The 12920-nt window shown below is 70.0% G+C and carries 12 protein-coding genes and 2 pseudogenes; 7 read left to right on the top strand and 7 right to left on the bottom strand.

Features of this window, described 5'->3' with window-relative positions:
• Window positions 1-5 precede the first annotated feature (5 nt).
• From NW895_RS22265 to NW895_RS22240, 6 genes and pseudogenes are all read right to left on the bottom strand, one after another.
• On the bottom strand, window positions 6-1043 hold the full coding sequence (locus tag NW895_RS22265) for a maleylacetate reductase (RefSeq protein ID WP_289937804.1): 1038 nt from the start codon (window positions 1041-1043) through the stop codon (window positions 6-8).
• Window positions 1044-1081: 38 nt separating this feature from the next.
• Window positions 1082-1969, bottom strand: coding sequence for an intradiol ring-cleavage dioxygenase (locus NW895_RS22260; protein ID WP_289937535.1), 888 nt, complete (start codon window positions 1967-1969; stop codon window positions 1082-1084).
• Window positions 1970-1975: 6 nt separating this feature from the next.
• Window positions 1976-3733, bottom strand: a complete 1758-nt coding sequence (locus NW895_RS22255; RefSeq protein ID WP_289937534.1) for an FAD-dependent monooxygenase — start codon at window positions 3731-3733, stop codon at window positions 1976-1978.
• A gap of 8 nt (window positions 3734-3741) precedes the next feature.
• Window positions 3742-4827, bottom strand: a complete 1086-nt coding sequence (locus NW895_RS22250) for an alpha/beta hydrolase (protein WP_289937533.1) — start codon at window positions 4825-4827, stop codon at window positions 3742-3744.
• Window positions 4828-4867: 40 nt separating this feature from the next.
• Window positions 4868-5278, bottom strand: a pseudogene (locus NW895_RS22245) (hypothetical protein); the annotation flags it as partial.
• 328 nt (window positions 5279-5606) lie between these two features.
• Window positions 5607-5837, bottom strand: coding sequence for a hypothetical protein (locus NW895_RS22240; RefSeq protein ID WP_289937532.1), 231 nt, complete (start codon window positions 5835-5837; stop codon window positions 5607-5609).
• Window positions 5838-6187: 350 nt separating this feature from the next.
• Between NW895_RS22240 and NW895_RS22235 the strand changes: the two genes are divergently transcribed.
• From NW895_RS22235 to NW895_RS22205, 7 genes and pseudogenes are all read left to right on the top strand, one after another.
• On the top strand, window positions 6188-7162 hold the full coding sequence (locus NW895_RS22235) for an ABC transporter substrate-binding protein (protein ID WP_030249854.1): 975 nt from the start codon (window positions 6188-6190) through the stop codon (window positions 7160-7162).
• Entirely contained in the window at window positions 7159-8028 is an 870-nt protein-coding gene (locus NW895_RS22230) for an ABC transporter permease (RefSeq protein WP_234310559.1), read from the top strand. The genes NW895_RS22235 and NW895_RS22230 overlap by 4 nt, the downstream gene beginning before the upstream one ends.
• Window positions 8025-8807: an ABC transporter permease subunit gene (locus NW895_RS22225; RefSeq protein ID WP_289937531.1), complete on the top strand. Its 783-nt coding sequence runs from the start codon at window positions 8025-8027 to the stop codon at window positions 8805-8807. Before NW895_RS22230 ends, NW895_RS22225 begins: the two co-directional genes overlap by 4 nt.
• A gap of 13 nt (window positions 8808-8820) precedes the next feature.
• Entirely contained in the window at window positions 8821-9654 is an 834-nt protein-coding gene (locus NW895_RS22220; RefSeq protein ID WP_126396058.1) for an ABC transporter ATP-binding protein, read from the top strand.
• A gap of 29 nt (window positions 9655-9683) precedes the next feature.
• Window positions 9684-10460: an IclR family transcriptional regulator gene (locus NW895_RS22215; protein ID WP_289937530.1), complete on the top strand. Its 777-nt coding sequence runs from the start codon at window positions 9684-9686 to the stop codon at window positions 10458-10460.
• Window positions 10461-10647: 187 nt separating this feature from the next.
• Window positions 10648-12342 (top strand): IclR family transcriptional regulator C-terminal domain-containing protein, encoded by a 1695-nt coding sequence (locus tag NW895_RS22210; RefSeq protein ID WP_289937529.1) that lies wholly within the window; start codon window positions 10648-10650, stop codon window positions 12340-12342.
• Between the two features lie 82 nt (window positions 12343-12424).
• Window positions 12425-12742, top strand: a pseudogene (locus NW895_RS22205) (TetR/AcrR family transcriptional regulator); the annotation flags it as partial.
• Here the strand turns inward: NW895_RS22205 and NW895_RS22200 are convergent.
• Window positions 12717-12917, bottom strand: coding sequence for a ferredoxin (locus NW895_RS22200; protein ID WP_289937803.1), 201 nt, complete (start codon window positions 12915-12917; stop codon window positions 12717-12719). The pseudogene NW895_RS22205 and the gene NW895_RS22200 overlap by 26 nt on opposite strands.
• Window positions 12918-12920 lie beyond the last annotated feature (3 nt).

The following is a 12920-nucleotide window of genomic DNA, read 5'->3' as shown; positions in this document are numbered from 1 at the left end:
AGGGGTCAGCCGCCGTACGGCGGCTCGCCCGCCCAGGCCGCGTGCAGGACGGCGCGCAGATCGTCGGCGGAGGCCGGGCGGGGATTCGCGTACGGCGCCCCGAGAGCGACATCGACCGCACGGTCCACGTCGGCGGCGGTCAGGCCCAGGTCGGCGAGCGATCGCGGGATGCCAAGACGCTCGCCCAGCTCGTGCAACTCCCGTACCGGATCCTGGACATCGAGCGCCCGGCGCAGCGCCGCCAGTGCCTCGGGAACCGCCGGCGCGTTGAAGGCCAGCACATGGGGCAGGACGACGGCGTGTGTCTCGGCGTGCGGCAGGTCGAAGGTGCCGCCGAGCACATGGCAGAGCTTGTGGTGCAGCCCCATGGTGGTGGCGCCGAGACAGGCACCGCACAGCCACGCCCCGTACAGCGCGCGGCTGCGCGCGTCATGCCCCGAGAGGTCGGCGACGATCTCGGGAAGGGCCGCGGCAAGCGCCCGCACACCCTCCTCCGCCATGAGGGAGACGATCGGAGCGGAGTCCGGGGCGTACAGAGCCTCGACGGCGTGCGCGATCGCGTTCATGCCGCTCGTCGCGGACCCCACGGGCGGCATGGTGAGCGTGAGCAGCGGGTCGTACACGACGCTGCGCGGCAACACCTTCGGGTCGCGCCCGGTGCGTTTGACCGCGCCCTCGGTCAGGCCCCAGACGGGTGTCATCTCCGATCCGGCATACGTCGTCGGGACGGCGACGATCGGCAGGCCGGTCCTGAGCGCGACGGCCTTGGCCAGGCCGGTCACGGAACCGCCGCCGACCGCCACGCAGCCGTCGGCCCGGGCTTCGCGAGCCGCTTCGACGGCCAGGTCGGCGACCTCCACCGGGACGTGCGTCACCGCCCCCGCGTGCAGCCCGGCGCAGGCGTCGCCGAGAGACGCGGCGACGGCACGGGCCGTGTCCCGGCCATGGTCGTCGCACAGCACGAGGACGCGGCGCAGGCCGAGCAGCGCGACCTCGTCGGGCACCGCGTCCGGGACGGCACCCGACCGGAAGAGGACGCGCATCGGCTGGGCCTGGTAGGTGAAGTCCAGGGCGCGTTCCCTCACGCGATCACCGGTTGCAGCACGATGTCGAAGCGCGCCCGGCGGAAGGGGTTGGCCAGGCCCAGCTCCGCGGCCTCCTCGGGGGAGTCCACCTCGACGAACTCCTCGACCAGGCTCTCCCTCACGGCGAAGACGGCGTCCGACTCCAGATAGTCGCTGCCCGCCACGAAGATGTGCGTCGTCACCGGGCTGTGCCCCTCGGCGCCCACGATGAAGTGGACATGGGCGGGACGGTAGGGGTGGCGGCCGGTCGCCTCCAGCAGGGAGCCGACCGGCCCGTCCGTCGGAATCGGATACGGGCTGGGAACGCACGAGCGGAACCAGAACCGCCCCTCCGCGTCCGCGGTGAACAGCCCGCGCCCATTGCCCGGCGGCTGCTTCTCCGGCTGCTGGACGTCGTAGAAGCCCTGGTCGTCGGCCTGCCACACGTCCAGCGTCGCGCCGGGCAGCGGGGTGCCGTCGACGGAGACGACCCGTCCGCTGATCACACACGGCTCGCCGCCGCCGACCAGATCGATGTTCGCCCCGAGTTCACGGACCGGGGACTCGGTCATGTGGAAGGGGCCGAGCACCGTCGAGTCGGTCGCGGCGGCCACCTTGTGGTCGTTGATCGTCTCGACGAGCATCGACACACCCAGGACGTCCGACAGCAGGATGAACTCCTGCCGGGTGTCGTCGCACATGTGCCCGGTCGCGGTGAGGAAGTCGATCGCCCGCTCCCACTCGGCCTGGGTCGGCTCGATGTCCCGTACGAAATCGTGCAGGTGACGCGTCAGGGAGACCAGCACCTCGCGCAGTCGGGGATCGGAGGTGTGGGCGAAGCTTTCCAGCACCGCCGTCGTCGTCGCGGTCTTCTCGGTCGTCGCGGTCGTCGCGGTGAGGTCCATGGCCGCTCAGCCCCGCCCGAGGATCTGCCGCAGTGCGTCCCCCAGTGCGGCCGTGACGTCACCGGTGGCGTCCTGGCGGCGGAAGGCCACGTGGTTGTCCGGCCGCACCAGCAGCGCGCCCGAGTCGCCGATCTCCCGCAGCCGGGCCCAGTCCCCGTACGGGTCCTCGTACTCCTGGCCGGGGCCGATGACCGCCGTGGCGATCTCCAGGCCGAACTCCTTGCCGAGGATGCGGGCGGCCTCCGTCCAGGGCTCGCCGCCGATGCCGGTGATCAGGGTGAACCGGCCGTTTCCGCCCAGGTCCAGGGTGGACAGATTGCGGGTGCCCGCGCAGAGCCAGGCGTGCGGGAGCTTGGCGCCGGGGCGGGTGCTCGGCTGGAAGTGCAGCTCGGGGTCGCGTGCGAAGCCGGGGTCCTCGGTGCCGTCCGGGACGATCGCGGCGGAGGTGTAGCGCTGGTTGAGGTCCACGCCGTGGGCGTTGAACTCGTATGCCTTGAAGGCGATCGCCTCCCGCAGCCACGCCCGCTGCTGCTCGGCCTCCGGGGTGGCGTCCTTGCGGGCGGCGATGTTCCGCCACAGCTGCTCGGGGGTCTGCGGCGCCAGGCCGCCGAGCGCCTCGAAGACGGGTGCCGTCTCACCGATGGACTGGTTGGCCCGGGTGACGACCTGCTTGCCGACCGGTGCCCGCTCGTCACTGTAGGTGTCCAGCAGGGACGGTGACGCGGTGCCGTCCAGGACGAGCTTCAGCTTCCACGCCAGGTTGTAGGAGTCCTGGATGGAGGTGTTGGAGCCCAGCCCGTTGGACGGTGGGTGCCGGTGGCAGGCGTCGCCCGCGCAGAACACCCGGCCGCTGGAGTACGTCTCGGCGTACATCTCGTTGACCGTCCACGCGGAGGACGACTTGATGGTCACCGGGATCTCGTCGTCGCCGATCAGCTTGCGGACGACGGACAGGGCGTACTCCTCGGTGAGGTCCGGCGGCCCGGCGTCGACGTCGTAGCCCCACACGATCAGCCACTCGTTCCACGTCCGTACGCAGCGCACCAGGCCGGCGCCGATGCCGCCCACGGTCGCGCCGGGCGCCAGCACCCAGTAAAGGGTGGCGGGTCGGTGCGCCACGTACTTGGTGAGGTCCGCGTCGAAGACGATGTTGATGCTGCCGGCCACGCCCATCTGGCCGCCCATCGGCAGCCCGGCGTCCTCGGCCACCTTGCTGCGGCCGCCGTCCGCTCCGATCAGGTACTTGGCGCGGATGGTGTACGTGTCGCCGCGCAGCCGGTCGCGGACCGTGGCGGTCACGCCGTCGGCGTCCTGCTGGTGCGACAGGTACTCGGTGCCGAACCGCAGTTGGCTTCCGCGGGCTATGGCCGCGTTCACGAGCACCGGTTCCATGAGGTGCTGCGGCATGTCACACATGCGGGTGGGGCTCGCCAGCTCGTGCGCGGCCTGCACGAGCGGTTCGTTGCCCCAGGACCTCAGCCGGCCGAGCTCCTCGCCCGCGAGGGCGGTGCAGAAGACGGTGTTGCCCATCAGGTGCTGAGGGGTGGCCTGGGCGATCACGTCCTCTTCGACACCGAGGTCACGCAGCACTTCCATGGTGCGCTGGTTGGTGATGTGCGCCCGGGGCGTGTCCGCGAGGCGTGAGTATCGGGTGACCATGACGTTCGGCACGCCATAGGTGCTCAGTGCCAGTGCGGCGCTCGCTCCCGCGGGGCCGCTGCCCACGATGAGCACATCGGTCTCGACGGTCGGCACGGTTGTCATCGGGACGTTTACTCCCCATCCGCCAGTCGCTTGTTCAGCCAGGTCATCAGCGCCTCGGCCACGTCGTCGGAGTTCTTCTCGCCCATGGGCAGGTGACCGTTGCCCGTGAGCCCCAGGTCCGCCAGGCGCAGCAACTCGGCGTCGGCACCGGCCTGGGCGAGGTAGTCGGCGACACCGTGCTGGAACGTCGCGAACGGCGAGTGGTCGGCCGCGACCACGGCGATCGGGAAGCCCTGGAGCCCTGGCAGGGACCGCACGGCGCCTGCCTCTTCGTCCTGGACGAGACAGTCCTGCAGCCCGTCGCCCCCCGCCTCGCGCAGCCGAAGGCGCAGTTCCTCCGGGGTCCGTACCGGCGGCTCGTAAGTGATCGGGGCCGCGGTGAGCCCCCACTCCAGCTTTCCGAGGCCGGGCAGTTCGGTGAACGGCGGCCCGATCGGCTCGATGGAGACAATGGCCTTCACCAGCCCGGGCCGGGCATCGGCGACCAGCCAGCCGAACGGCCCACCCATGGAGTGGGTGATCAGCACGGCCGGTCCGATACGGTCCAGCAACTCGGCCCCGCAGCGCCGCATCTGCTCCTCGTTCTCGGCGAAGGTGGGCAGTGTCGGGCCCTGGCTCGCCATCAACTGGTCCAGCGCGGAGTCGTCGCCGATCTCGCCGCTGCCGGGCCACTGGCCACCAGGTCGTCCCGCCCCGTCGCAGAACAGCCAGCGGATGAACTCGTACGTCGGCGCCGCGCCCTCGATGGGCCCGAGGACATCGGGGTGATACGGGGAGCGCCCGTGACCTGGACGGTCGACCACGTACACGGCGTAACCGGCCTGGAGGAACCGGGTGGCCCAGCCGGGGCGCCCGTCCGGCGTCGACAGGTAGTCCGTGCCCTGGCCGCCGCCCCCGTGGACCATCACCACGGGCAGCGGATGCCGGAGATCGGCCGGGATCTGGTACTGGACGTACATCGCGGCCTCGGCGGCGGTCCCGGCCTCGGTCGGCTTGCGCCCGGCACCGACCCAGAACGCGCCTTGCTCGCTGATCGTCAACGGCGAGGCGGCACGGGCCGGCTCGGCGGTTGCGGGGGGTGGGGAGATGGTCATCGGTGAACCTCCGTCACGGCGTCTGCGCCCATCCCCAGCACTATTGGTGATCGGCTCCGGGCTGGTCCAATGCCGGTTGGGGACGCCGTGATGCATGGCGCTCATCAGCGTCCCCGAGGGCGGCTGCTTCACCGGGAAGGTGCGCGTGGCGGCGAGGGTGACCAGGGCGTCGGTGCAGAGCGCGGCCTCCAGTTGCTCGGCGACCGGCAGTTTGTGCTGCGGGTCGCGGTCGGAGAGGCCGGTCAGGTGGAAGCTGCCGGTGCCGACCCGCCGCTTGGCGCGTACGACCTCGAAGGATCTGCATCCCCTTTTTCGCCGCGTCGGCCGCCGTGACCGCGAGATAGGCGTGCGCGAGCATGGCCAGGGTGATGTGCCGATACCAGCCGATGTAACGACGGACCTCGTACTGGTCCAAGCCGCACTCGTTCTTCGCCGCCTGAAAGCACTCCTTTCGGACCACGCTGTCGGCCGTGCGACCTCGGGCGCGCGCAGACCGAAACTCCCCTTGTCCAGCGGGGGGCGAGGGGAGTTTCAGTGGGCTTGAACCGAATACCGGTGTCAGCAGGAGCGCGAGCCCGCGAAACCGACGGCGTCGGCGGAGGAGAAGCCCGGTACCTCGACGGCCTTCCCGCCGTTGCGGTAGATCAACCGGACGTATCCGTCCGGTGAGTCCGCCAACCGGAACTGCTGGTTCGCGCCAGGTGACCTCGGTGAACGCCCGCCACCCAGGACCGGCCGCGAGTGCGGCGACCACCGCCCGGAGCGGCACCTGAGCATCCTCACAGTCGAAGCGCGGTCGGCGCGGGAGACGAGCGCGCGGCGTCGGGGAGGCACTGGCCGATGTCCAGGGAAAACCGGTCGAAGAGCCCCCGGTAGTCGGCGACGTGTGCGGTGCGCAGCGCCTGACCCGCAACCTGAACGACAACCAGATGCGCTTCGAGTCCCAGCTCTACGTGACCGCCGAGGGCGGCTCGGTCGGAGGGCACGAACACCAAGGTGCGGGTCGACAACTCCGACGCCGTGACGAACGTCCTCGGCGCGGGCGTGCACCACGCCGACAAGTACCCGGCTACCGGGGCGAGGACCCCCACGAGCGGGTGACCAAGGTGGTCGACCGCGGCGCGGAGCAGGACTCCTGGGTCTTCGCTGCACGCGTCCGCGCCTCAGGCTTGCTGCTGCCGGGGTGCACCCGTCGGAACATGTCTGGATCTGGAGAAGGCGGCAGGGCGCGGTTCCGGGAGGAGCCTCGGCGCAACCTATTGACGCGATTCGGGCAGGGACATAATCTCCGCTTGCATTTGTTCGGAACGCGGACGAATGTTCGCAATGCGCACACACTCGTTCCTGTTCAGGAGGCCCCATGCAAAGGCGCGTTCTCGGGCTTGCCATAGCGGTAGTGACGGTCGCAGCCGCGGCCGGATGCGGATCTTCTTCCGGGACCGGTGGTGCGTCCTCCTCGGCCGGGGACAAGACCACCCAGGTCAAAGTAGGGATCATCCCGATCGTCGATGTGGCCCCCCTGTATCTGGGGCAGAAGAAGGGGTTCTTCAGCAGCCGCGGCATCGACCTGAAAATGGAGACCGCCCAGGGCGGCGCCGCGATCATCCCCGGCGTGGTGAGCGGCCAGTTCCAGTTCGGATTCAGCAACGTCACGTCGTTGATGATCGCCCAGACCAAGGGTGTGCCGATCAAGTCAGTGGTCAACGGGACCGCCTCCACCGGTGACACCGGAAAGGACATCAGCGGGGTGGCCGTCAAGGAGGACAGCCCCATCAAGTCGGCCAAGGAACTTGCCGGCAAGACGGTGGCGGTCAACACCCTGCAGAACATCGGGGACACCACGGTCCGTGAGGTGGTGCGCAAGGACGGCGGCGACCCCTCGAAGGTCAAGTTCGTCGAGATGCCGTTCGACCAGATGCCGGCCGCGCTGGACGGCGGGCAGGTGGACGCCGCGTGGGTGGGCGAGCCCGCGCTGACCATCGCCAAGGGCCAGGGCGCCCGCGTCGTGGCGTCGCCGTTCGCCGAGACCGACCCGAACCTCACCATCGCGACGTACTTCGCCTCCACCAAGCTGGCCCAGGAGAACCCCGACCTGGTGAAGAAGTTCACCGAGGCCGTGACCGAGTCGCTGAAATACGCCTCCGAGCACCCGGACGAGGCACGTCAGATCGTCACGACCTACACCAAGATCGACGGAGAGGTGCTGAAGAAGCTGACGCTGCCGACCTGGCCGGCCGAGTACGACATGGCCTCCCTGGAGAAGCTGGCCTCGCTCGGCGAGCAGGACGGCATCTTCGGCGGTAAGAAGCCCGACCTGGATGCCCTGTTCTCATGAGCGCGTCCGGGAGCACTCCTGTGCTGACGAAGCCCGCCGGGACCGCGACAGGTCCCGGCGGGGTGGGCGGTGGCCGCGTGCGGCGCACTCTGGACAGAGCGCGCACCCCGTTGCGCGGCCTGGCCGGCCTGGCCGGGCTGGTGGTGTTGCTCGAGGTGCTGCCGCACATCGGTGTGGTCTCCGCCGACTACCTTCCGCCCGCCTCCGAGATGGGCCGGGCCCTGTGGCAACTGCTCGGCGAAGACGCGTTCTGGACCGCGCTCGGTGACACCCTCACCGGTTGGGGCCTGGGCCTGGCCATCGCCGTGGTGGCCGGCGTGGTGGCCGGCGTGGTGATCGGATCGGTGCCGGTGCTGCGGGCGGTGACCGCCTCCACCATCGAGTTCTTGCGCCCCATCCCGTCGGTGGCGCTCATCCCGGTGGCGGTGCTGCTGTACGGCACCGACCTGGAGTCGAAGCTGCTGCTGGTCGTGTACGCCTCCTTCTGGCAGGTGCTCGTCCAGGTCCTGGCGGGCATGCAGGACGTCGACCCGGTGGCCGAGGACACCGCCCGCAGCTACCGGATGGGTAGTTGGGGACGGGTTCGGTACGTCCTGTGGCCCACCGCGCTGCCGTACGTGATGACCGGCGTGCGGCTGGCCGCGACCGTGGCACTCGTCCTGACGATCACCGCCGAACTCGTCATCGGTTCGCCCGGCCTCGGCAACCAGCTCGCGGTCGCGCAGACCTCCGGCGCCGTACCGCGGGTCTACGCCCTGGTCCTGGTCACCGGACTCCTCGGGGTCGCGGTCAACCTGGTGGCCCGGGCGGTCGAGCGGCGGGCACTGCACTGGCACCAATCGATGCGCAGGGAGGGACAGCGATGACCGTCCTCACACTCGCCCGGCGGACCGGGCTGGTCCTGGGCCTGCCCGCGGTCCTGTTCGCCATGTGGTGGTTCGCCACCGCGGGCAGCACCGACTTCTACGTTCCCCCCCTGTCCACCATCCTGGGCAAGTTCGGGGAGGTATGGACGGGCGAACGACTGCTCTCGGACGTCGTACCCAGCCTGGTCCGGCTGCTCACCGGCTATCTCCTCGCCGTCGCCGTCGGTGTCGGACTCGGCCTGGTGGTCGGCATGCACCGTGGCGTGCGCGACGTACTGGAGCCGGTCCTGGAACTCTTCCGGGCCATCCCGCCCCCGGTGCTCGTACCCGTCATCATGCTGTTCGCGGGCATCGGCGACACCATGAAGGTCATCGTCATCGTCAGCGGCTGCATGTGGCCGATCCTGCTCAACACCGTCGAAGGCGTCCGAGCCGTCGACGAAGTGCTCAGCGACACCTGCCGCTCCTACGGCATCACCGGCCCCTCCCGGCTGCGGCACCTGGTGCTGCGCTCGGCCAGCCCTCAGATCGTCACCGGCATGCGCCAGGCCCTCTCCATTGCCATCATCCTCATGGTCATCAGCGAGATGTTCGCGGCCAGCAACGGGCTCGGCTTCACCATCGTGCAGTTCCAGCGGTCCTTCGCCATCCCCGAGATGTGGAGCGGCGTGCTGCTGCTCGGCCTGCTCGGATTCGTCCTCTCCCTGCTCTTCCGCGTCGCCGAGAACCGGGTTCTGGCCTGGTATCACGGCCTGCGCCGGGCCCAGCGCAACCCCTGACAAGGAGACGTCGATGCTCGACGTACGCAACCTGCAGAAGATCTACACCGGACGTAACCGCAGCGTCGAAGCACTGCGGAATCTCACATTCCATATCGGTGCCGGCGAACTCGTATGCCTGGTCGGCCCGTCCGGGTGCGGCAAGACCACGCTGCTGAAGTGCATGGCGGGACTGATCGACCCGACCGACGGCGAAGTGCGCCTGGACGGCCGCCCGGTGGACGGGCCCCCGCCCGGCATGGCGGTCGTCTTCCAGGAGTACGGCCGCTCACTGTTCGCCTGGATGAACGTACGCGACAACGTCGCCCTGCCCCTGCGCCGCAAGAAGCTCGGCAAGGCCCGCGAGAAGGAACTGGTCGACCACGCGCTGGAGGTGGTCGGGCTCGCCGACGCCCACCAGGCCTACCCGTGGCAGTTGTCCGGCGGAATGCAGCAGCGCGTCGCCATCGCCCGCGCCGTGGCCTTCGAGCCGAAGGTGCTGCTCATGGACGAGCCGTTCGCCGCCGTCGACGCGCAGACCCGCGCCGAACTGGAGGACCTCATCCGGCGGTTGTGGCGCGAACTGGGCGTCACCGTCCTGTTCGTCACCCACGACATCGACGAAGCCGTCTATCTCGGCCAGCGCACCATCATCCTGTCCACCTCACCGACCGTGGTGCTGGAGGATCTGACGATCGATCTCCCCGACGAGCGCGACCAGTTGCACACCCGCTCCAGCACCCGCTTCGCCGAACTGCGCGCCCACGTCTACGAGCAGATCCAGCGCGCCAAGCACCACAACGGCGACACGCATGCAGCAGTGGCCGACCGCAGCGACGAGCTCGCCCTGCACAAGTCCGAGTCCTGACACACCGTCCGACACAAGGGCCGTAGCACATGGACGACAACGAACCCGGGCGGTACTTCGTGCAGTCCCTCGAACGAGGGCTGGCCGTCATCCGTGCGTTCACCGCCGACACACCCGAAATGACCCTCTCGGAGGTAGCCAGGATCACCGGCATGAGCCGTGCCACCGCACGGCGCTTCCTGCTCACCTTCGCCGACCTGGGGTACGTGGCCACCGACGGCCGCCACTTCCGCCTCACGCCCCGGGTCCTGGAACTGGGCTACGCCTACCTGTCCAGCATGTCCCTGGCGGAGATCGCCCAGCCCCACCTGGAGCAACTGGTCGCCGAGGTCCACGAGTCCTCGTCGGTGGCGGTGCTCGACGACGAAGACGTGGTGTACGTCAGCCGGGTACCCACCCGGCGGATCATGACGGTCTCCATCAGCATCGGGACCCGCTTCCCCGCCCATGCCACCTCCCTCGGCCGGGTCCTGCTCGCCCACCTCGACGAGCCCCGGCTGCGGCACTACCTGGACACCGCCTCACTCAAGCCCCTCACCCCCCGCACCATCACCTCAAGGGAGGCACTCGCCGCCGAGCTGGAACACGTGCGGGCACAGGGCTGGTGTCTGGTGGACCAGGAACTGGAACAGGGCCTGATATCGATCGGCGTACCCATCCGGAACGAAGCACGACGGGTGGTGGCAGGCATCAACCTCTCCACCCACGTCAGCCGGCGAACGCCGGACTCGATACGCCACGATCTGCTGCCGCCGCTCTTGGCCACCGCCGCCGACATCGAGGCCGAGCTGAAGGTCCCCGGCTAGCCGGTCCTGATGCCGTGCCCCCGCGACGGCAGCACGGAGCAGCACCGGCCTTGGCGACCGGCCGGAACACACCGCCCCGCGCGACGAGCGTTGCCGGGGGCTCGTCACGGCCACCCAGACCTGTCGGCTCTCTGCCCCCACCAGGCATCATTCACTGCAGTGCTGAGACAGTCGCCGCGGAGAGCCCATGACATCGCCCCACGCCCTGACGCCTACCGACCCCATGGCGGCTCCCGCGCCACCCGAGGAAGCCGTGGCCCCTCTCATCCGGGGTATCGCCGTGCTGCGCGAGCTCACCGACGCCGGAGGGACGGCCGGCCTCAGCGATCTGGGACGGGCCACCGGCCTGGCCCGCGCCACCCTCGACCGGGTCACCGGAACACTCGCTCACATGGGGTACATGCGGATGGACGGCAGCAACGCCGTCCTTGCCCCCCGCCTGATGGAGCTGGGGAACGCATACCTGGCCGCCCTGCGCCTTCCCGCGCTGCTGAGTGCGCACGCCGATACCCTCGCTGAGGAACTCGACGAGTCGGTGTCCCTCGCGGTGGCGGACGGTGACGGCATCCGCTTCATCCACCAGGCGATCCGCCGCCGCGCCCTGTCGCTGAGCTTCCGCATCGGCGACCTGCTGCCCGCCGAACGCACCGCGCCAGGCCCGCTGCTGGCAACCGAATGGAGCACGGAGGACTGGGCGCGGTGGCACAAGCGGCAGGGCGCCGACCCCGAGGACCTCGGCTTCGCGGCGGTCCCCCCTCGATCGCACCGTACCGCCACGACAGACTTCGAAGAACGGGTGGAACGGGCGCGCGCCCACGGCTGGGCGATGGACGACCAGTTGATCGAGCCGGGGCTCGTCGCCGCATCCGTTCCGGTTCGCGCCCCCGACGGCCGGATCGCCTGTGTGGCGAGCGTCGTGAGCCATACCAGTCGGCACAGCGCGGACTCGCTGCGCGACGCCCTTCTCCCCAGGCTCCGTACTGCCGTGACCGTCATGGAGCGGAAGTTGGCCGACGCTCCGCCTCCGGAGCCGCCGAGCAAGAGCACTCCCGTCGGGCTCGCCACCTGGACGAGCGCGTCCAAACAGGAACTGGGCGGGGAGTTCATCGAATCCCTGGCCCGCGGCCTGACCGTGGTCACCGCGTTCGGTGAGGGCCGTGCGGAGCTGACCCTCACCGAGGTCGCCGAAGCCACGGGGCTGTCCCGCGCCACGGCTCGCCGTGCCCTGATAACCCTGGGACACCTCGGTCACGTCACGCGGCACGGGCGGGTCTTCCGGCTCACTCCACGCGTCCTAGCCCTCGGTTTCCCGCCGCTGTCCAAGACGACACTCACCCGGATCGCGCACCCCCACCTCGCCGCCCTCACCCGCAAGGTGGAGGACTCGACGTCCCTGGCAGTGCTCGCCGGTGACGATGTCCAGTGCGCGGCCTCGGTCGCCGCGGGACGCATCATGGACGCTGATATCGCCGTGGGCGCGCGCGTGCCCGCCTATGCGACCTCCACGGGCCGGGTGCTGTTGGCGGGGCTGCCGGCCGAGGAGCGCACTGCCCGTCTGGCGCGCGTGCGGATGGGTGCGCTGACCGCTCGCACCGTCACCCGGCCCACCGACCTCGAGCTGATTCTCGACCGAGTCCGTGAGGACGGTTATGCCCTGGTCGATGAGGAACTGGAAGAAGGGCTTCGCTCGATCGCCGTACCGGTACGTGACCGCGACGGCGGCCTGATGGCGGCGATCAACGTCACCATGCACAGCGGTCGCCGCCCCGCCGCGGAGTGCGTCACGACCATCTTGCCGGAACTGCGGGCCACGGCTGCTCACATCGAGGCCGACCTGCACATAACCGGGCGATTCGTGCGAGTTCCGACACAGCAGCTGTAGTTTGTGAGGAGTGAGGTTCCTGTCCTGTCAAGTGACGGCTGCTGCCGTGACGTCGGCGAGCTTGTCGCCGGCCAGTTGCGGTGACTTCCGCGGCTGCGCGTGGATCAACTCGTACGGCGAGCTGGGCGCCACCTCGCCCCGTGTGGTGGCCCAGGTGCAGGCGCACAAGCGGGCGTTCCTGGAGTATCTCGACGGCCTGGTGGCCGACGCGGTGATGCCCGCCGTGCTGGCCCGGCAGCAGTTCCTGCTGGCCGAGGGCGCCATGGTCACGGCGGGCATCACCGGGAGTACGGAGCCCGCGCGGGAGGCCGGCGAGGCGGCTCGGTGCCTGCTGGAGGCCTCGCGCGCGGGCAGGTCGGAGTGGCTGCCGGGGGTCAGCTCACCGTCTCGGACACGGTGATGGCCCCTACCGGACAGCTGCGGGCCGCCTCCCGTACCAGGGGGCTGCCACCGCCGTCCTCGCGGCCGGGCAGGAGGGAGCTGTAGCCGTCGTCGTCCTGGGTGAAGACGTCCGGGGCGGTCAGGGCGCACTGGCCGGCGCCGATGCAGAGGTCCTTGTCGATGTCGATGCGCATGTC

This window comes from Streptomyces sp. S.PNR 29, from assembly GCF_030386795.1.
Taxonomy (GTDB): domain Bacteria; phylum Actinomycetota; class Actinomycetes; order Streptomycetales; family Streptomycetaceae; genus Streptomyces.
Note: the sequence above shows the minus strand (reverse complement) of the source record. Positions and strands in the feature narration are given on the sequence as shown.

Excerpts from the sequence above, each read along its gene's own strand:
- NW895_RS22225 (WP_289937531.1), top strand. The coding sequence starts at position 8,025 with ATGACCGTCCTCACACTCGCCCGGCGGACCGGGCTGGTCCTGGGCCTG.
- NW895_RS22220 (WP_126396058.1), top strand. The coding sequence starts at position 8,821 with ATGCTCGACGTACGCAACCTGCAGAAGATCTACACCGGACGTAACCGC.
- NW895_RS22230 (WP_234310559.1), top strand. The coding sequence starts at position 7,159 with ATGAGCGCGTCCGGGAGCACTCCTGTGCTGACGAAGCCCGCCGGGACC.
- NW895_RS22215 (WP_289937530.1), top strand. The coding sequence starts at position 9,684 with ATGGACGACAACGAACCCGGGCGGTACTTCGTGCAGTCCCTCGAACGA.
- NW895_RS22235 (WP_030249854.1), top strand. The coding sequence starts at position 6,188 with ATGCAAAGGCGCGTTCTCGGGCTTGCCATAGCGGTAGTGACGGTCGCA.
- NW895_RS22210 (WP_289937529.1), top strand. The coding sequence starts at position 10,648 with ATGACATCGCCCCACGCCCTGACGCCTACCGACCCCATGGCGGCTCCC.
- NW895_RS22265 (WP_289937804.1), bottom strand. The coding sequence starts at position 1,043 with ATGCGCGTCCTCTTCCGGTCGGGTGCCGTCCCGGACGCGGTGCCCGAC.
- NW895_RS22200 (WP_289937803.1), bottom strand. The coding sequence starts at position 12,917 with ATGCGCATCGACATCGACAAGGACCTCTGCATCGGCGCCGGCCAGTGC.
- NW895_RS22250 (WP_289937533.1), bottom strand. The coding sequence starts at position 4,827 with ATGACCATCTCCCCACCCCCCGCAACCGCCGAGCCGGCCCGTGCCGCC.
- NW895_RS22260 (WP_289937535.1), bottom strand. The coding sequence starts at position 1,969 with ATGGACCTCACCGCGACGACCGCGACGACCGAGAAGACCGCGACGACG.
- NW895_RS22255 (WP_289937534.1), bottom strand. The coding sequence starts at position 3,733 with ATGACAACCGTGCCGACCGTCGAGACCGATGTGCTCATCGTGGGCAGC.